General features: G+C 39.8%; 14 protein-coding genes, 1 pseudogene and 1 other annotated feature. Of the genes and pseudogenes, 3 read left to right on the forward strand and 12 right to left on the reverse strand.

What is annotated here, in order from left to right; translation table 11 throughout:
* Nucleotides 1-67: 67 nt before the first annotated feature.
* The 5 genes from MW695_RS06215 to MW695_RS06235 form a co-directional block, all read right to left on the reverse strand.
* Nucleotides 68-1738, reverse strand: coding sequence for a long-chain-fatty-acid--CoA ligase (locus tag MW695_RS06215; protein WP_247104251.1), 1671 nt, complete (start codon nucleotides 1736-1738; stop codon nucleotides 68-70).
* A 76-nt stretch (nucleotides 1739-1814) separates the two neighbouring features.
* A complete protein-coding gene (locus MW695_RS06220; protein WP_247104252.1) occupies nucleotides 1815-3584 on the reverse strand; it encodes an acyl-CoA dehydrogenase family protein in 1770 nt (589 codons plus the stop codon).
* Complete coding sequence (locus MW695_RS06225; RefSeq protein ID WP_247104253.1) at nucleotides 3581-4777, reverse strand: acetyl-CoA C-acyltransferase; 1197 nt, start codon at nucleotides 4775-4777, stop codon at nucleotides 3581-3583. The genes MW695_RS06220 and MW695_RS06225 overlap by 4 nt, the downstream gene beginning before the upstream one ends.
* 15 nt (nucleotides 4778-4792) lie before the next feature.
* Nucleotides 4793-7186, reverse strand: coding sequence for a 3-hydroxyacyl-CoA dehydrogenase/enoyl-CoA hydratase family protein (locus MW695_RS06230; RefSeq protein WP_247104254.1), 2394 nt, complete (start codon nucleotides 7184-7186; stop codon nucleotides 4793-4795).
* The gene (locus MW695_RS06235; protein ID WP_247104256.1) at nucleotides 7167-9323 is read right to left on the reverse strand and encodes a (Fe-S)-binding protein; all 2157 of its coding nucleotides are present in this window, start codon (nucleotides 9321-9323) and stop codon (nucleotides 7167-7169) included. Before MW695_RS06235 ends, MW695_RS06230 begins: the two co-directional genes overlap by 20 nt.
* A 181-nt stretch (nucleotides 9324-9504) precedes the next feature.
* Between MW695_RS06235 and MW695_RS06240 the strand changes: the two genes are divergently transcribed.
* Nucleotides 9505-10269: an electron transfer flavoprotein subunit beta/FixA family protein gene (locus MW695_RS06240; RefSeq protein ID WP_247104257.1), complete on the forward strand. Its 765-nt coding sequence runs from the start codon at nucleotides 9505-9507 to the stop codon at nucleotides 10267-10269.
* Between the two features lie 13 nt (nucleotides 10270-10282).
* Complete coding sequence (locus MW695_RS06245) at nucleotides 10283-11260, forward strand: electron transfer flavoprotein subunit alpha/FixB family protein (protein WP_247104258.1); 978 nt, start codon at nucleotides 10283-10285, stop codon at nucleotides 11258-11260.
* A 265-nt stretch (nucleotides 11261-11525) separates the two neighbouring features.
* Here the strand turns inward: MW695_RS06245 and MW695_RS06250 are convergent.
* From MW695_RS06250 to MW695_RS06275, 7 genes and pseudogenes are all read right to left on the reverse strand, one after another.
* Nucleotides 11526-11698: pseudogene (locus MW695_RS06250) on the reverse strand (IS5/IS1182 family transposase); the annotation flags it as partial.
* A 152-nt stretch (nucleotides 11699-11850) separates the two neighbouring features.
* Nucleotides 11851-12297, reverse strand: a complete 447-nt coding sequence (locus MW695_RS06255; RefSeq protein WP_247104259.1) for a GNAT family N-acetyltransferase — start codon at nucleotides 12295-12297, stop codon at nucleotides 11851-11853.
* A gap of 789 nt (nucleotides 12298-13086) precedes the next feature.
* Nucleotides 13087-13740: a pentapeptide repeat-containing protein gene (locus MW695_RS06260; protein ID WP_247104260.1), complete on the reverse strand. Its 654-nt coding sequence runs from the start codon at nucleotides 13738-13740 to the stop codon at nucleotides 13087-13089.
* A 296-nt stretch (nucleotides 13741-14036) separates the two neighbouring features.
* On the reverse strand, nucleotides 14037-15704 hold the full coding sequence (leuA, locus tag MW695_RS06265; protein ID WP_247104261.1) for a 2-isopropylmalate synthase: 1668 nt from the start codon (nucleotides 15702-15704) through the stop codon (nucleotides 14037-14039).
* A gap of 52 nt (nucleotides 15705-15756) precedes the next feature.
* Nucleotides 15757-15966: a binding site (T-box leader), on the reverse strand.
* Nucleotides 15967-16050: 84 nt separating this feature from the next.
* Entirely contained in the window at nucleotides 16051-17106 is a 1056-nt protein-coding gene (locus MW695_RS06270) for a saccharopine dehydrogenase NADP-binding domain-containing protein (protein ID WP_247104262.1), read from the reverse strand.
* A gap of 31 nt (nucleotides 17107-17137) precedes the next feature.
* Entirely contained in the window at nucleotides 17138-17269 is a 132-nt protein-coding gene (locus tag MW695_RS22665) for a hypothetical protein (protein WP_260505872.1), read from the reverse strand.
* Nucleotides 17270-17486: 217 nt separating this feature from the next.
* Entirely contained in the window at nucleotides 17487-18896 is a 1410-nt protein-coding gene (locus MW695_RS06275; protein WP_247104263.1) for a Na+/H+ antiporter NhaC family protein, read from the reverse strand.
* Between the two features lie 226 nt (nucleotides 18897-19122).
* Between MW695_RS06275 and MW695_RS06280 the strand changes: the two genes are divergently transcribed.
* Nucleotides 19123-19416, forward strand: a complete 294-nt coding sequence (locus tag MW695_RS06280) for a hypothetical protein (protein ID WP_247104264.1) — start codon at nucleotides 19123-19125, stop codon at nucleotides 19414-19416.
* Nucleotides 19417-19564: the final 148 nt, after the last annotated feature.

Consider the following 19564-nt stretch of genomic DNA (forward strand, 5'->3'; position numbering starts at 1 on the left):
TATTTGAGCATAATCCCCCTCCTTTATCTTATCCCCATTTCAGCAAGATTCAAACGATTCCGTTGGATCATTGATTTTCTTTTTCCTCTTCTATTAATACCCTCCGTAATGTCTTACCAATTAATGTTTTTGGTAAACTATCTCTACATTCATAGATTCTCGGTACTTTATAAGGAGCAAGCCGTTCGCGACAAAAGGAATCGATCTCCTCTTCATCCAATGTTGTTCCTTCTTTCAGAACTAGAAATGCTTTTACTGTTTCACCACGATATTCATCGGGTACTCCTACGACAACAGCATCAATAATTTTCGGATGATCAAACAAAACCTCTTCAATATCACGAGGATAAATATTGAAGCCACTAGCAATAATCAAATCTTTCTTTCGATCGATAATATAGAAGAAACCATCATTGTCCATTGTCGCCATGTCCCCTGTGTAAAACCAGCCATTTTGTATGGCTTGATGAGTTTCTTCAGTTTTTTTCCAATAGCCTAGCATCACCTGTGGACCTCGAATAACGAGCTCACCAATTTGACCATTATCGACATCTTCACCCGTTTCGGGATCAACGACCTTTGCCTCAGTATCAGGAAATGGTATTCCAATTGAACCTAGCTTTCGTTTTTCCCAAATCGTATTGGCATGTGTTACTGGAGACGTTTCTGTTAAGCCGTAGCCTTCCGTTAGCCTCCCTCCTGTTAGCTGTTCAAAAGTATCCTGTACATCCCCAGGGAGAGGGGCTGCACCACTAATACAAATATTCACAGAGGATAAATCATATTCTTTTACGTCGGGGTGATTGATCAACGAAATATACATCGTTGGAGCCCCAGGAAAGATCGTTGGCTTTTGTTTATCAATCATCTTTAACGCCATATCAATATCAAATTTTGGTAACAAAACTAACTCTCCAGCCATTCTCATCGATAAATTCATTAATACCGTCATTCCAAATACATGAAAAAACGGTAGTGCTGCCAAGTACTTTTCCCTAGCTTCTTCACTTTTGTAACACCATGCTCTCGTTTGCAACGTATTAGCAACTAAATTGTAATGGGTCAGCATCACACCTTTTGATACGCCAGTCGTCCCTCCTGTATATTGTAACAATGCCAAATCCTTCGTCGGCTTGAGCTCAACCGTACTTGGTGTACTTGAAGTTGTTTTCAGTAGCCTAATAAATGAATAGATTGTGTCACTGTACATGACATCCATCGATAAGCCGTCTTTCTTTACTTTTAATGGATAGAGGATATTTTTCGGGAATGGTAAATAATCTTTAATAGAAGTGAAAACCTGATACTTTACATTCGTTTGTGGAATCACTCGTTGGACACGCTTATATAAAAGGTCGAGGGCAATGATTATTTTTGCATCAGAATCATTTAGCTGATATTCAAGCTCTCGTTCAACATAAGTTGGATTCGTTTGTACGACAATCGCCCCAATCATTAATGATCCATAATAGGAAATAATGGCTTGTGGACAATTCGGGAGCATAATGGATACGCGATCTCCTTTACGGATACCAATATTCTTTAGAGCGTTTGCGAATTGGTATGTCCTCATTAATAATTCATCATACGTCATCGTTGTTCCTAAAAAATATAGCGCTTTCTTCTTAGGGTACTTTTGGGCAGTATCAATCAAAAATTGTGCGAGGTTTTGTTTCGGGTATTCATAAGACGGTGCCACTTCTTTTGGGTACGTACTTAACCACACCTTTTCAGACATCCCTTACACCCCTTTATCCATATTCTTGTTGTCAACAGGGGTGCTCGTCGTCGACACCCCCTCCCTAAACCACTTATTAAACAATAAACTTTTCAGCTGTCACAACCTTCTCAGCAATTTGACGCTTTAGGGCAATCGTATTGACAGATGAGCGTCGTGAAAGCTTTTTCAACAGTGATAGCTGTGTTCTCAGTAAATCCCCCTCCTCCATAGCGACGAGCATTTCCTTTGCTAGCATTTCCACTTTCGTAAAAGCATCATGAACAGCGACCTTCGTCATCGTCATGGCATGACTAGCTTTCTCCTCTCCTTTTGCATCCATTATTTTCATCGTTCGCGCATAAGCACTTTCACTTCCGTAAATGGCAATCATCATATCAGCTAGGTGACTTAGAAGCTCTTGCTCCTGCTCAATCTGTTGCTGATACTTCTGAACGGCTACCCCTCCAACCATTAAAAAGATTTTCTTCCCCATTTCTATTAAATGACGCTCCTCATCAAGCACTCCTGAAAATGTCCGGGCTGGAACGAAGGAAAGTAATTCCTTTTGCAATTCTTGAGCCTTTTCCATAAGAGGAAGCTCACCTTTCATGGCGCGTTTAAGCAATGTACCTGGTATGAGTAAACGGTTAATCTCATTCGTCCCTTCAAAGATACGGTTAATTCGTGAATCACGATAAATTCTCTCAACCTTATATTCTTGAATAAAGCCATAACCTCCATGAATTTGTACGGCTTCATCGGCAATGAGATCCAATGTTTCTGACCCTAATACTTTGTTAATAGAGCACTCTATTGCATATTCAGCTATAGCTTTAGCCGATGCCGTACCGACATCCTGCTGTTCTTCTACTTGATTAAGACGTTCCTCCATTAGACCTGCTGTTCGGTAAACAACACTATCTAACACATACGTCTTAACAGTCATCTCTGCTAATTTTTTTTGAATGAGTGGAAAAGATGAAATCGACTTGCCAAATTGAGTACGTTCATTCGCATAATGAGCACTTAATTCAATCGTTTCCTTGGAAGCACCGAGACAGCCAGCCGCTAGTTTAAAGCGACCGATATTTAAAATGTTAAATGCAATTACATGCCCTTTCCCAATCTCCCAAAGCAGGTTTTCAACAGGTACACGAACATCTTCTAAAATAAGTGGACATGTTGATGACCCTTTAATACCCATTTTCTTTTCTTCTGGACCAACAGTGACACCTTCCATCGAGCGTTCGATGATAAATGTACTAAATTCCATGCCATTTACTTTCGCATAAACGATAAAGACATCGGCAAAGGCAGCATTTGTAATATATTGTTTTGTACCATTTATGACATAATGCGTCCCATCCTCTGATAACACTGCAGTCGTTTTTGCACCAAGGGCATCAGAACCAGAGGATGGTTCTGTTAAACAGTAAGCAGCAATTTTCCCACCTGTAACAAGAGCTGGTAAATATTTTTCCTTTTGAGCTTCACTTCCAAAATAAACAATAGGTAAAGAACCGATACCAACATGCGCTCCTAAGGAAAGTGCAAATGAAGAACCTTTTGCTAGACGCTCACTAATTAATGTCGAACTAATTTTATCAACATCTAAACCACCATACGCTTCAGGAACTTCTGCCCCTAATAAGCCGATATCACCTGCCTTTTGTAAAAGTTCGACCGTTCGTTCATAATTAAGCGCCTCAAGCTCTTCATCACGTGGGATCACTTCTTCCTCAATGAACTCCTTCGTCGTTTCTGCAATCATTCGTTGTTCCGTCTGAAAGTCCTCTGGTGTCATGACAGATTGATAGTTCACCTCATTTAACATATAACTACCACCTGCTACGTACTTTGTCATTTTTCTCTCCCCCTCTCTCCATTCACTTCAATTACAGCAGCTGCACCCATACCTCCTCCGATACACATTGAAACAACACCAATACCTCCCCCGCGTCTCTTTAACTCATAAAGTAAAGTGGCCGTTAACTTCGTCCCTGTACAGCCTAATGGGTGGCCAAGTGCAATGGCCCCACCGTTCACATTAACCTTATCTTCATCAAGGTGAAGCTCACGAATGATATGCAAGCATTGAGAGGCAAAGGCTTCATTGATTTCAAACAAATCAACATCTTCAATACTGAGTTGAGCCATTTCTAACGCCTTAGGAATGGCCTTTACAGGTCCTACCCCCATAATGTCTGGCTCAACACCCGCTAATGCGAAAGAACGAAACGTCGCTAGCGGCTCTAATCCAAGTGCTTCAGCCCTTTCCTTACTCATAACGATAGAAGCAGCTGCTCCGTCACTCATTTGTGAAGCATTTCCTGCTGTGACTGTTCCTCCTTGTTTAAACGCTGGTTTAATCTCTCTCAATAATTCCGCATTTGTTTCTGATCTCACCCCTTCATCCTGCTTAACCTCCACCTTCCATTTACGCAATTGATTATCGACAAATTGCGTTCGAAGCGTCTCTACAGGGACGATCTCCTCAGTAAAATTCCCATTCGCTAATGCTCGTGCCGCTTTTTGATGACTTTTTACTGCAAATTGATCTTGTTCTTCTCTGCTTACATGAAAACGCTCAGCCACCACTTCAGCTGTCATCCCCATTCCCATATAAACATTGGGCATCTCATCAACCATTACTGGATGGGGAGAAAAATGAAAGCCGGTCATCGGCACATGGCTCATACTTTCCATCCCTCCAGCAATAATCGTCTCTGCTCCACCTGCAAGAATACGATCTGCTGCAAGGGCGATAGACTGTAAACCAGATGAACAGAAACGGTTAATCGTTATGGCTGGTACTGAAACAGGAAAACCAGCATATAACGTAATCGTTCGTGCCATATTCAATCCTTGCTCTCCTTCTGGCATGGCACATCCGATTATGACATCATCGACATCCTCTTTCGTAACTCCCGGTGCTCGACGAATAACCTCTTGTAGTACAACCTTACCTAAATCCTCAATCCTCGTTTGGACAAATGCTCCTTTTTTTGCTTTTCCAACGGGGGTTCGTGCAATTGATACGATAACAGCCTCTCTCATCTTCTTCACCCCTTCCTAATTACGTAATGGCTTCCCTTTCATTAGCATGTGCTCCATTCTCGCTTGTGTCTTCGGTTCGCCACATAAACTTAAAAACGCTTCTCTCTCCAGGTCGAGCATATATTGCTCACTCACCAACGTACCTGCTCTCACATCCCCTCCAGCTAATACATAAGCGAGCTTGCAAGCAATTAGGTGATCATGCTCACTTATTGACCCTGCTAGCTTCATTTGGTTTGCCCCGAGCTTCATAATGGCAGCTCCTTCTTTTCCAGTGACACGTATCTTCTGTTCCTCTTGAGGCTGATATCCGTTTCTAGCGAGCTGTAATACAGTCTGTTTCGCTTCGTAGATTCGTTGATCCTCATGTATAATAACTCGATCATTTTGCCGTAAATACCCTAATCTTTTCGCATCATCAGCACTAGTTGACACTTTCGCCATTCCGATCGTTTGAAATAACTCATTTAAAACAGGTTGAACATCCACTTGATCGCAAGGAATGCTCTCACTCATTCGACGTACATATTCCTTACAGCCTCCTCCTGCTGGAATTAAACCAACACCGACCTCCACTAGCCCTACATACGTCTCAGCCTGAGCGACAATTTGATCGGCAGGTAGGCATACTTCAACTCCACCACCTAACGTCATTTGATGCGGGGCTGCAACAACAGGCTTTTCACAGTGCTTTAACTTTTGCATCGTCTGCTGGAATATGTGAATAATATGCTCAACCTCATCCCACTCTTCATCTTGAGCTTCCATTAAAAGCATCATTAAATTAGCCCCAACACAAAAATGCTTTCCTTCATTTGCCAATACAAGCCCTATATAATCACGTTCTACTAGTTCAACAGACTTCTCAATCATTTGTAATATATCCGCACCGATCGCATTATTCGGTGAATGAAACTCTAGACAAGCCACTCCATCATGAAGATCAATTAAGCTAGCTCCTTGATTACTAGTAATCAAGTGTGTTTTCTTAAAAGATTGTAGCGAGATTCTCTTATCATTTATCCCTCTCTTTTTCCACTCGCCATCTTTCACATAATAGCTATGTTGCTCTTCTTCTTTATAGAAAGACGTATGTCCAGCAGCTAGCCATTCATTTACCCAATTTGGCATTACCTCCCCTTCTTGCTTCATTCTTGCAACTGTCTTTTCTAAGCCAAGAACATCCCATGTTTCAAATGGGCCAAGCTGCCAATTAAAGCCCCACTTCATCGCCTGATCGATTTCAACAATCGAATCAGCAATCTCTCCGACCTTTTCTGCTGAATAGAGCAGCACTCTCTTCAATACTGTCCAAGCAAAAGCCGAATATTGATCATTCGTTGCAAGTAATGCTCGTAACCGTTGTCTTGCTCCCTTAGCAAGCTTTGCTGCTTCCAAAGATGCTCCGCTTACTTGTTTTCTTTTTTCGTACGTTAATGTATGAACATTCAACGATCGTATTTCCTTGCTGCTTCCTGTCCTTACTTTTTCGTAAAAGCCCTTCCCTGCTTTTTCACCTACCCAACCTTTTTCTACTAATTTCAATAGCAGCTCTGAAGGTGCAAATACGTTCTTCTCAGCTTCATCTTTGACCTTTTCATACACATTATTTGCTACGTGGGTAAACGTATCAATTCCGACTAAATCTAACGTCCTAAACGTTGCACTTTTCGGGCGTCCCATGGCCGGTCCTGTCACTGCATCGACCTCTTCAATCGATAATTGATACTCGTTCATCTCTTGAAGCGTCACCAACAAACCGTATGTCCCAATCCGATTAGCAATAAAGTTCGGTGTATCCTTAGCAATAACGACTCCTTTTCCAAGTTGATTTTCTCCAAATTGAGCCACTTTCTTCACAATCTCTTGTTTCGTATATTCACCAGGAATCACTTCCAACAGCTTCATATACCTTGGTGGGTTGAAAAAGTGTGTCCCCAAAAAATGTGATTGAAAAGCGATACTTCTTCCATTTACCATTTCATTTATAGACACACCTGATGTATTTGAGCTAACAATCGTTCCCTCTTGCCAAACCTTCTCTAACCGTTCAAAAAATTGTTGCTTCACCTTCACGTTCTCTATAATCACCTCGATGACCCAATCGACTTCTTTCACTTTCTCAAGGTCATCATCGATATTTCCCGGCCTAATTCTATTTGCGAAATCGTTATTGTATAAGGGAGCTGGTTTCGTTTTCTTTAATCGTTCAATTGCCTGCTTAGCAAGACGATTTCGTACTTCGTTGTCATCAAGAGACCAACCTTTTTGACGTTCTTGTTCCGTTAACTCACTCGGACATACATCAAGTAGCAAGCTCGAAATGCCAACATTAGCCAAATGAGCAGCAATACTAGCACCCATCACACCTGAGCCAATGACAGCCACTTTACGAATGACTCTTTCCATTTGTTTCCCTCCCATCACCGAACACGGCAAGCTCCAGAATTTCAGCAATATCACGAGCTTTTACTATCTCCTCCACTTCCTTTTGCTTCGTTCCATCCTCAATCATCGTTAAGCAATATGGACAGGCACTACTCACGACAGTCGGATTCACTTTAAGGGCCTGCTCCGTTCTGGCAACATTCACCCGCTGTCCGACCGACTCTTCCATCCACATCATTCCTCCTCCTGCACCGCAGCACATCGCATTGTCATGATGTCTTTCCATCTCAATTAGTTCTACACCTTCAATTGCCCTTAATACGTTTCTTGGTTGCTCGTAAACAGCATTATATCTTCCTAAATAACAGGAATCATGATACGTAATTCGTTCGTCCACCTTATAAGTTGGTGTTAGCTTACCTTCTCTCACTAACTTTTCTAATAGCTCAGTATGATGAAGAACGTCCACCCCTTTTAATCCAAAGTCAGGATATTCATTTTTAAATGTATGATACGTATGTGGACATGTCGTTACGATCGTTTTCACATGATATTTTTGGAAAGTAGCGATATTCTCCTGACAAAGCTCTTGAAAAAGGAGCTCATTACCCATTCGTCTCGGCGTATCTCCTGAGTTTTTTTCTTCGTTTCCTAAAATAGCGACATTTACTCTTGCATGATCGAGTAAACGTACAAACGCTTTTGAAACAGCTATACTACGTGTATCATAAGATCCCATCGATCCTACAAAATAAAGAATATCAAAGTGTGGATTTTCCTTTATAGTCGGAATGTGAATACCGTCTAGATCATCGAGCCAATTTTCCCGATCACGACGATTTAGCCCCCACGGATTTCCTTGTCGTTCAATATTTTGCATCGCTCGTTGACCTTCAAATGGTACCTTCCCTTCCATCAACAGCAAATGACGGCGTAGATCAACAATTTTATCAACATGTTCATTATCAACGGGGCATTGATCCTCACAATTTCGACATGTCGTACACGCCCATATTTCTTCCTCTGTCATAACATCACCGATTAACCGAACAGATTGAGGATCTTGATCAATTGTGCTCCAGCTTTGCTGCTGCATATACATCGTTGCCTCAATTGAGGTTCCGACTTGGTTGTTATTACTGAATCCGTCTCCACTCACTTTTTGAAATGAATGAGTTCCACTTTGAAATAATGATGCTGGCACCCATGCTGCCTTGGAAGTAACAGCTGCTCCTTTTTCTGTTAAATGATCACGCATTTTCGTAATAAGATGCATCGGAGACAATAGCTTCCCGGTGTTTGTAGCGGGGCAAACATTCGTACAACGTCCACACTCCACACAAGCATAAAAATCAAGTAGCTGTTTTTGTGAGAAATCCTCCACCTGACTGACTCCGAACGACTCTGCGTTCTCATCTTCAAAATCTAATTTACTCAATTTACCGACAGGTTCTGTTCTTTTTAGAAAAATATTCACCGGAGCTGTTAACAAATGAAAATGCTTTGATTGTGGGACATAAATGAGAAAAGCTAATAAAATCAGCAAATGAAGCCACCAGCTAACATAAAATAGACTCGAAGCAACTGTGGAATGGATATTAATAAATGGAAGGGCCAAAAATGAAGAGATTGGTGCAAAAGCTGAAAAGACTAAATCATGCATCACGCGCTCGAATGTTAGCGTTAAGTAGACAGAGATCATTAGTGAGACAATAAAATATATAACGATACTAGGTTTTTTTCCTCGCTTTAACCGTGGTAGCTTTTCACCGTAGCGTCGGTATGCTGCATAGCCAATCGCCAATAATACGAGTAAAACCGTTATTTCTTGAACAAGAACAAAGACATCATATCCAGGTATTGGAAGCCTTTCAATACCAAATCCCTTTACGATGAGATCGAGTGCACCTAACTGCAAAATGATAAAACCATAAAAGATCAACAGATGCATCCAGCCACTCTTACGATCCTTCAGTAGCTTTGTTTGCCCAAATACTTCCTTACCAAACACACGAATTCGTTTCGATAAATCTGTCTTCAACTCTGTTTTTCGGCCAAGCTTCATATAGAGGTAACGATGATAAACAACCTTTACGAACAAATAAAAGCTGCAAACGCATACAGTTAGAAATGCCAGCAACTGTAGCCATTGAGCCATCCCTCTCCCCCCTCCAATGCTTCAAACTCTTTGTCTGTACACTTATATTGTCAACGAATAGAAGATATTCATAGGAAACAAGCTGTTCTAGTCAATTTACATCATTCTTCTAAAAGTAAGCATGTTAGCATAGGCAAGCAACATAGATGTATAGAAGTTAAGAAGGAGAGGAGTGTCAGACATGAATATTTTTGTGTTACTGAAGCAAACGTTTGATACTGAGGAAAAAATCATTATTGAAAACGGAATCATAACAGAGGACGATGCTCAATTTGTCATCAATCCATATGATGAATACGCAGTCGAGGAAGCGATTCGCCAACGAGATGAGCATGGCGGAAACGTAACGGTTCTTTCTGTTGGTCCAGAACGAACAAGTGATGCATTGCGAACAGCTCTTGCTATGGGTGTTGATGAAGCCATTCATCTCTTAAATGACGATATACCAGAAGATGCAAGCTGCATAGCGAAAGTACTGTCAGCCTTTTTACAAAACAAGGATATTGACCTCATACTTGGAGGCTACTTTTCCATTGATAATGGTGACGGGCAAGTGGCTATTCGTCTTGCTCACGCACTCGATCTCCCGCATGTCAGCTCGATTACCTCACTTTCTATACAGGAAGGTACAGCCCAAGTCATACGAGACGCTGAAGGGGACCTCGAAACGATTAACGTAACGTTACCAGCTCTATTCACCGCTCAACAAGGGTTAAATGAGCCCCGTTACCCTAGCTTGCCTGGGATTATGAAAGCAAAGCGCAAGCCTTTAAAGGAGCTCCTAATTGATGACCTTCACTTAGCTTCTGATGACTTAATCGCCAAAACGACACAACAGACTGTCTTCCTACCACCGAAAAAAACAACTGGCGTACGTCTAAATGGAGCTCCAGATGATCAGGTCAAATCTTTGATCGCTAAGCTACAAGAACAAATACATTTGTAAAGGGGGAATAATTGTGGGCCAAACGATTCTTATTATTGCGGAACACCGAAATGGCGTGCTCCGCCAAGTGACTTTCGAAGCGATTGTAGCAGCACAAATCGTCGATGCTAGCTCTATTAACGTTGTCGTCATTGGGCACAAGCTTGAGACAGTCGTCGAAACATTATCGGCCTATGAGCTTGATACGATTTTCACAATTGATGATCATTCCTTAGCTCATTACATTCCTGAGTCTTATGTTCATGCTTTGAGTGATGTCCTCGTAGAATGCCAGCCTACCGGTATCATCTGTGGACATACAGCAATCGGACGTGATCTTGCACCGATGCTTGCTGCAGCTCTAGATGCAGGGCTAATCTCTGATGCTACTTCAATTGAATGTGATGAAGAACATATTGTCATTACACGTCCTATTTATGCTGGAAAAGCATTTGAAAAAAAGACATTCCACCACTCACCGTGGGTTTTAACGATTCGACCAAACAATTTATCAGCAAGTACATCAAGAGGGAACGTTGCTCAAGTAAAGAATGTACCGTTTAAGCAACCTCCATCTTTACAATCTACAATTAAAGACATTGTCCAAAAAACAACTGGAAAGATTGACTTAACCGAAGCAAAAATAGTCATAGCCGGCGGGCGAGGCGTTAAAAGTGCTGATGGCTTTAAACCACTTGAACAATTAGCCGACGTTTTAAATGGTGCTGTTGGTGCATCTCGTGGAGCCTGTGATGCAAACTATTGCGATTACTCATTACAAATTGGGCAAACAGGAAAAGTTGTCACTCCTGAACTCTACATCGCCTGTGGGATTAGTGGAGCCATCCAGCATGTTGCTGGAATGAGTCAATCACGGGTCATTGTTGCTATCAATAAAGACCCTGATGCGCCGATTTTTTCAATAGCTGATTACGGAATTGTCGGTGATTTATTCGAGATAGTACCGTTATTAACAGAGGAGTTTAGAAAGGTATTGAAAGAGGAATCGTGAAATAAAAACGTATCTTTCCAAAAGAAAGCGGAAAATCGACCGCTACCAAGATGCAATCTTATTTTACACCTCATCATAAGAGACCCTCAAATAACCATCCATCATAAATTTTTCTGATGGATGGTTATTTTCATGTGTCCTTTACATGAATCCTTAGGAAGCCACTGAAAAACTTCCTTTTTTCGTGCTAATAAGAGTTTCATTAAAAAGAAAAGGCAAATTCCGTCCATTTTCGGATGAGAATTGCCTTTTCTTTTGCTACTTGTTACTCTTTTTCATTCAAAAGCTTTATTATTCTCTTGAGATTCACCGCACATATCGTGGTAGCAGCTTGAATTTGCATACCAACAGACCCGAGGATGATGCAATTTTTAACCCGTGTCTATTTTTTAATTCGCTATTTTTTGCTTCTATTTTATAACGTGACTTTGCTTTTTTTATTCATTTTGGCATTTGTAAAAGTTGGATTTAAACAATTAAAAGAGTTCCAGGTAATAAAAATAAGATTCCATAGCGATTCCCAAAAGCTGCTTCATCGATTGATTTGTCAATCGAATCTTAGCGATTTATTTGCTTTGCAATCTCTCGCCTCACAACTTCTTCTCCAACACAATTTTGTGCCTACCCTTATCATCCGTATATGTTCGGATTACATCGAAACCCATTTTTATATTTAACAAAAGCATTTGTCGCCATCTGTTCATCGTTTTCGTCTGGACTTTCTCATAACCCAGCTCTTTTAAAGTTGTGTGTTGCTTTTCCAATAGCTTTGCCGCTATTCCGCGCTTTCGATAGATTGGATCCACCCCGCCTAGCCAACTGTAAAAAGTCTTATTTTCCAGCTCATAGCCTATTTTATAACCAACTGGTTTACTTTGATGGAGAGCAAGATGGACAATTAATCGTGGCTTGTCTGTCATTTTATCAATAATTGAGTGAGACGAGCTGAAGACCGTTTTGTGTAACACATCTACTTGATTTAATTCTTTATCCGTTAATGGTCGATCAATCGCTTCATACGTAATCGTTACTGCCAATTTATATCCCCCTCTTATTCATTTTAGTGAAACGATACATATTCTAGTTCTACTCTTTTAGTAATAACAAACAAAAAGCTTGTCATATAACCTAACGCATCTCCTTACAGCCTTCTAGATTCTTGCTAAGATGTAAGTAATCAAATGAGCGTCACATTCAGGAGGGAACGTTTAATGAAAAAGCAAGGCTTAAAAAACCCAGGAATCTTTACAGTCATCCTTCTCACGATTAGCTTATTTACATCATAAACGGAAAACTAAAACATGTATAAGTTGAAGCCAGTATTCCTCAAACGGAACCTGGCTCCTTTTTATTATTACAAAACAATCATTATGGTTAGGGCGATCGTTTAGAAATTTCTTTTTTTTATTCTCTATAATCATATCATTAATAGCTATATGAAGTAAATCTCAATCACATAAAAGCTTGTTATATTACCTAACGAAACCTCTTACAGCCTCACATTATCTTGCTAGAATATAAGTAATTAAAAGAACGACACATTCAGGAGGGAATGTAGAATGAAAAAGAAAAACTTAAAAAACCCAGGAATTGTCACAGTCATCCTTCTAACAATTAGCTTATTTATTTCATAGAGAGAGGGCCGTTCGATGGATTTCTTTAAACATGTTGAGCCGGGTTCAACTCATTAGACTCCGGCTCCTTTAATTCTTATGCTTCTTTACGTTCCAATACAAAATTCATATTTCGCTTAAAAACTTGGGAGTATCAAGCTCTTTTCAGCATTCCAAATCATTTCTTCCCTTTAACTTACACTAAAGTAGACTTCACGAGTGATCAACAATCTCTAATCCGAGTAATTTTGCAAAGCCGACAGCTTGCTCCTTTGATACTTTACATCCTCGTAACGCCTCAAAGCTTACATGAAGCTGCTCAAAGGTCGAGGTACTTAGATCCACACCTTTTAAGCTTGTCTCGATAAAATCAATATCCGTTAAATCACTTTTAGAATAGTTAACGTTTTTAAACTGACAACCGTAAAAGTTTGCACCTTTTAACGATGACTTTTCAAAATGTACTTGCTTTAATGTTGCTTCAGTAAATTGACTGAGATCAATGATGCACTGCTCAAAAGTGACATGACCAATGTGAGCTCCTGAAAAATCAATCCCCGTTAATTTACAATCCTTAAACGTCACTCGATGAATCAATCCTTCTCGTAAACTAGCATTTGCTAAGTTACAATTTTCAAATACGACATCTGTCAGATCAACTGCAGGAAGATTCGCTTTGTGAATGGTGATATTCTTAATAAGCACTTTAGACATAATTGCTTTTCTTAAGGAAAAACCTTCAATCGTCTCTCCTTCTATTTGCGCTTGTACTAATTCATGTTCATCGTCATTATATAGTTCGTGTATAGACGTTTCTCTTAAGCTAGTATGTAATTTCGGTTGATCTATTTTCATTTTTTTAGCCATTTATTCACCTCCTAAATTACCATACGACCATGGTATATTCGTCTTTAAAAAAGGACATCCAATGAATAGATTTTCAATAATTGAAACTGCTTTTCGCTCATCCTCCTACCCCATGCTAACGCTTTAAAAAAATGGACTACACTGTAACACGTATACAGCTCCCAATTAATTGTCTCATCTTCATGGTAGCCATCTAGCTCTCCAATTGAGAACGGAATGTTTATCCGCTTTGCAAGAAATCAAAGCCAATGAGCAAAAGAGCGATACCTTTAGTCAGTATCACTCTTCCTTTCCTTTTACCGGCTCGCCATTACGAGTTTATTAACAGCGCTGAATAATGCTCTAATGGATGATGTCATAATATCAGCGTCTATCCCACAGCCCCAAAAGACTTCGTCATTTCCATCTGTAATTCCAACATATGAGACGGCCTGAGACTGTGATCCCGCTTCTAGCGCATGCTCAGAATAAGCTAGATTTGAATATTGCACTTGTAGCCTTTCTTGAAGCATTTGACTAATCGCATCTAACGTTCCATTGCCAATGCCAGTTAATTCTAGCTCTTCCCCGTCTACCTTGACCTTCACTTTAACAGATGATGAGCTTTGATCGCCTAACGTATAATGGAGAAACTCAACTGGGTTTTCAACATTAATGTATTCTTCTTTAAAAATCCCATAAATTTCTTTGGTGCTCAACTCTTTGTTTTGATGATCAGATACATTCTTCACTCGATAACCGAAGCTTTCGCGCATTTGTAGTGGTAAGTCTAATCCGTACGTTTGCTTCAATACGTAAGCAATACCACCTTTTCCTGACTGACTATTAATCCGTATAATATCTCCTTCATATTCTCGGCCAATATCAGCTGGATCAATTAATAAATAAGGTACAGTCCAATGATCAACTTCATGTGTTTCATGCCATTTCATCCCTTTAGCAATAGCATCCTGATGCGAGCCTGAGAATGCTGTGAACACAAGCTCCCCACCGTATGGATGACGTTCATGTACTTTCATTTTCGTCATGCGCTCATACACTTCAATGACACGAGGAAGATTGTTTAAGTTTAACTCTGGATCAACACCATGTGAGAATAAATTTAGAGCAAGAGTGACAATATCAACGTTCCCTGTACGCTCACCGTTTCCAAATAAAGTACCTTCAACACGATCTGCACCAGCAAGCATTCCTAGCTCTGCATCAGCTACACCTGTACCCCGATCGTTATGTGGGTGAATCGATACAATGACATTATGACGATATTTCAGATGATTACTCATATATTCAATTTGACTCGCATACACATGTGGCATAGAAAGTGACACGGTTGCTGGAAGATTGATGATCACCTTATTGGCTGCAGTTGGCTTCCAAACATCTAACACTCGATTACAGATCTCCAGTGAAAAGTCAATTTCTGTCCCTGTAAAGCTTTCAGGAGAATATTGGAAAATGAAATCTCCCTCCGTCTCCTCAGCACATTGCTTTAAAAGTTCTGCTCCTTTAACAGCAATATTAATAATTTCCTCTTTTGACTTACGGAATACTTGCTCACGCTGGGCAACAGAAGTTGAATTATATAAATGAACGACTGCCTTGTGCGTTCCTTTTAACGATTCAAACGTTTTACGAATAATATGCTCACGTGCTTGTGTCAGCACTTGAATAGTCACATCTTCTGGAATCAAGTCTTGTTCAATAAGCGTTCGCAAAAAGGTGAACTCTGTCTCAGATGCAGCAGGAAAACCGACCTCAATTTCTTTAAAGCCTAGATCAACAAGCGTTTGAAAATACTCAAGCTTCTCCTCTAAGTTCATTGGGACGATTAATGCCTGATTCCCATCACGAAGATCGACACTACACCATTTAGGTGCCTTTGTTACATATTCCTTCTCCATCCAATTTGTACTCTTTTCTGGAGGCATAAAATACGTTCGTGTATACTTTCGATAACTTTCCATGACAAACATCCTCTCCTTCAAAATAAAGCAAAACAAAAAGCCTACCATCTCCTTAAGAGACGATAGGCTGAACCTACGTGGTACCACTCTTCTTGATTCGCGTAAGCAAATCCACTCTACAACTGATTACGGACGTTATCCGTTAAGGCCTTATCAGCCTTACCACTCCTGGGTAAGTTGGGGATTCTGTTGACTGCCTTTCACCAACCGACAGCTCTCTACACAACAGGGACTCCTTAATACTCCCAATCCTCGCGTTTTTAGAACTTTTTGAAATTTTGAATTTTACTCATTTTATCGCTTTATCGTTTTATCTGTCAAGGGGGTTTACAGAATCTTTTTATTTCTAACACTCGGTTAAACTGATGCTTTTCGAATTTATAATGTTTAATACTGTATCGACATCTGTTAGTTCAAATGGAAAAACAACTCCAGCATGACGATTGTTAATCACGTTAACTAGTGCAGCTGTTGCCATTGCAGTTACTTGATAATCAGAAGGTGTTGATAATGTCAAAGCCTTCTTTTTTCGCGTACCTGATATCATCCCAATCACTTCAACCGTCAAAAAAGCTTCTTCACCTTTCGACTGATTATGCTTAACGAAATGGGACAACAGTCTTGGATTTTTCATTTTTACGAGCCGCTTTAATAAGCCTATTTTTTGTAAAATGAAAAGTAAATGATTAAAGGAATCGTTATTCCAAGCAGTCCAATAATGAATCGAATCTAGACCTAACTTTTCAGCTACAAATTCCTTTTCGTCATGGTGGATCTCTCTGACAAACCGTAGTGTCTGACAATCACCGAAGGGAAGTTTTTTACGCCTTGTAAATCCAGTGTACGTGAGCTGATTCTCTTTTGTTAGAGGCTCTGAAATGATTTGAAGCATATCCATGATACCCGTTATTCCGGCTTTAGCATTTGTATGTTGTAGCAATGCGACATCAACATTACTCACTTCATCAAATTGTTTTACTGCTTTCTTCACCATTAAAGCAGATAATCCAGGAAAGAATCCAGACATAGTAATAGAACAAACTCCCTTTTCAAGAGCATAATTATGTAATTGCTCTACTTGACTAGTGAACGACGAAAAAGGAGTCACATCTATACAGTGTACTCCCCTCCCTATACAAAGCTTCTGCACAGCTGGTTCTTTTTGTTTTAATGCGACGATAACGACATTTACTTGACAAATAGCAGCTTCGATACTATCGCGCTTCGTTATATCCACATAACAAAACTCTGTTTGATTACTTAGCGATTGAGCTAATTGTTTTCCTCTCTCTATCTGATAATCCGCTACAACTAATTGTGAACGATCCAATTGCCTAAGTATCTCTTGACAGACCAGCTTCCCTAATATACCAGTAGCTCCTATGACGAGTACCTTATTCATCTTCTATCGCTCACCTTTCATTACTAATCTATTAGGCATAAGCCCCAACAAAACGAGAGCCATTTCGGTTAACCATTGTACCTTTCAATTGATTTACTTCATGACACCTTCCGTATGCATCAATAGAGAACGGGACAGCCATCCCATCATACAAATATAACAAAATTCAGAACAAATTCTATATGTATGGTTAAGAAAACGATCGTATACCTATTTCATGATGAATCTTAATATGACTTACTAGTTGACCTCGTACGCTAACCATATTAACATAAAAATCCAAGTAGCAACTATCATTCCTTTCACAAGACCGATTATAGCACCTCCTTATTCAATACAGTTTTGCATATGAGGAGGTGCTCAGGAAATATACTAGCTAACTAAACGACAAACGTCACAACTGTATACAAAACAGCCGTAATCGCTGCGGCTATTAATGCTGGTTTTAATTTATACTTGGCATAATCAATAACGGTTAATCCTAATATTTTGGCAATTGTATTCGTATCATCACTTAACGGTGAAGCAAACGCTCCGAATGCACCACTTGCAAAGACCGCACCGACAACGAGTGGGAATGAAACGTCACCAGCTATCGCAAGAGCCATTCCGAGTGGCATAAGAATTCCCCACGTTCCCCATGCGGAACCGATAAAATACGAAACGGCAGCACCAAACAGGAAGATCAACGGAGCAATAAACAATGGTGGAATCCAACTAGTATGAGCTGTAACAAAGCTAGAAAATCCCAAATCATCTGTTACAGCTGACAATCCCCAAACGATAGAAAGAAGAATAATGACACTCATTAATTCATTTCCACCGAACACAAAGCTTTCAATTAAATCAGACAGCTTAAATTTTTGTAATAAATAAAATACCATCGTCATCATCGTCGTCAACAGCAACGCCACCACCATTGCATCAAGGACGTTCGCTCGAATAAACGCTTCGAATGGCCCTACTCCACGTTCATACCCGTCCCACCAAGTTAAAAACAAAGTCAACCCGATAACGAGAACTAGTGGAAGAACCAAATTCCACGGCTTAATCGGCAATTCCGTTGAAACGACTGGATGACATTCATGCCAATCATCCTCTTCTTCCCTATCTGTTATTTCTAAAGGTGCTGTTGATTTTTTCTTTGCATGATGAAAGAAGCTCAAATAAATCCCTAAGCCGATCATGACAATGGAAAAAAAATTAAAAGGTATACTTTGAATAAAGAGAGAGTAAGGATCGATTTCAAGCCCTTCATTCTCTGTTGCCATTTGAATAACAGATACCATATAACCGACAAATGCCGTTGCAACTGGAATGAGGACAATAACAGGAGTTGCTGTCGTTTCGATAATAAATCCTAATTCAGCAGTCGTCATTCTCACTCTTTTCAACAAAGCTCTCATAATCGGTGCGATTGTAACAAAGCGAAATGTCGGAGCACTAAAGGTCCCGATTGTCGACACATACGTCAAAACTAACGCTTGCTTTCTCGTATGAATTCGTTCAGCAGCCTTCTCCACAAACCCTCTAATCCCACCAGTTACTTTTACCATACCAACTAAGCCAGAAAACGAATATAGAAAGACTATTATTTTAATATTATTTGGGTCAATTAACGCTTGAACAACATAAACAAACATTGCTTGAACTCCACCTAGAAAGGTCGGTTCGATTAAATAAGAGCCCACTAAGAGACCAACGAACAGACCTGGGAGAACTTGCTTCGTATAAATCGCAATCGGTATCACAAATAAAAAAGGAACAATCGCAAGCCAGCTTGATTCCATTCTGCTCACCTATTCTTTTTTAGACATCATTTAACCTTTTTATCATGTGAGCAAAAATATAAATTATACAAAGACATACACACACATACAAAGATCGAAATTCGAATATACTAGCAGTACATAAGGACAAAGAATGAATTTCTATAGTAAAATAAATGTGGAGCTGTAAATCAGTTAGGTAGTTGAAAGAGAGAGAGCTTGTCCCTATGAAAAAGGAGTGGAGAAAATGGAACTGAATTTATTAGAATTGTATGAGGAAATGCCAGATTTCCACAATCATAATGAAGCAAGCCTATGGTTTCATAAGCAATTCCCAAATAATATCCAATTTAAAGAGATTGACACGATTAACGGAACAAAGGTGTATTACTATCACATCATTAAAGATCGAAAAACGTATGAAGATTATATGCACAGCCTAAAAGAGCCTCTAGAGCAAACTATCATATCGAATGAACCATTCAAAAGTTATTCTACTGTTGAAATTAGTGAGGATGGCGGAGTAAGTGTGACGGAATAAGCCACCTTATGCTACTAATAGTCGTTTCGTTCAAAAGCCCTAACGCGCGAACTCTGATTCTCTTATACCCTTCTTAAGTTAAACACTTCTTAGATTCCTAAAAAATTTTACTTTACAAGTGAAGGCAGCGAATACTATTCATAGTTAT

This window comes from Halalkalibacter sp. APA_J-10(15), assembly GCF_023017105.1.
Lineage (GTDB): Bacteria > Bacillota > Bacilli > Bacillales > Bacillaceae_D > Halalkalibacter.

Bases quoted from the DNA above. Each gene is read 5' to 3' on its own strand.
- MW695_RS06215 (WP_247104251.1), bottom strand. From the start codon at position 1,738: ATGTCTGAAAAGGTGTGGTTAAGTACGTACCCAAAAGAAGTGGCACCG.
- MW695_RS06220 (WP_247104252.1), bottom strand. From the start codon at position 3,584: ATGACAAAGTACGTAGCAGGTGGTAGTTATATGTTAAATGAGGTGAAC.
- MW695_RS06225 (WP_247104253.1), bottom strand. From the start codon at position 4,777: ATGAGAGAGGCTGTTATCGTATCAATTGCACGAACCCCCGTTGGAAAA.
- MW695_RS06230 (WP_247104254.1), bottom strand. From the start codon at position 7,186: ATGGAAAGAGTCATTCGTAAAGTGGCTGTCATTGGCTCAGGTGTGATG.
- MW695_RS06235 (WP_247104256.1), bottom strand. From the start codon at position 9,323: ATGGCTCAATGGCTACAGTTGCTGGCATTTCTAACTGTATGCGTTTGC.
- MW695_RS06240 (WP_247104257.1), top strand. From the start codon at position 9,505: ATGAATATTTTTGTGTTACTGAAGCAAACGTTTGATACTGAGGAAAAA.
- MW695_RS06260 (WP_247104260.1), bottom strand. From the start codon at position 13,740: ATGGCTAAAAAAATGAAAATAGATCAACCGAAATTACATACTAGCTTA.
- leuA (WP_247104261.1), bottom strand. From the start codon at position 15,704: ATGGAAAGTTATCGAAAGTATACACGAACGTATTTTATGCCTCCAGAA.
- MW695_RS06270 (WP_247104262.1), bottom strand. From the start codon at position 17,106: ATGAATAAGGTACTCGTCATAGGAGCTACTGGTATATTAGGGAAGCTG.
- MW695_RS06275 (WP_247104263.1), bottom strand. From the start codon at position 18,896: ATGGAATCAAGCTGGCTTGCGATTGTTCCTTTTTTATTTGTGATACCG.
- MW695_RS06280 (WP_247104264.1), top strand. From the start codon at position 19,123: ATGGAACTGAATTTATTAGAATTGTATGAGGAAATGCCAGATTTCCAC.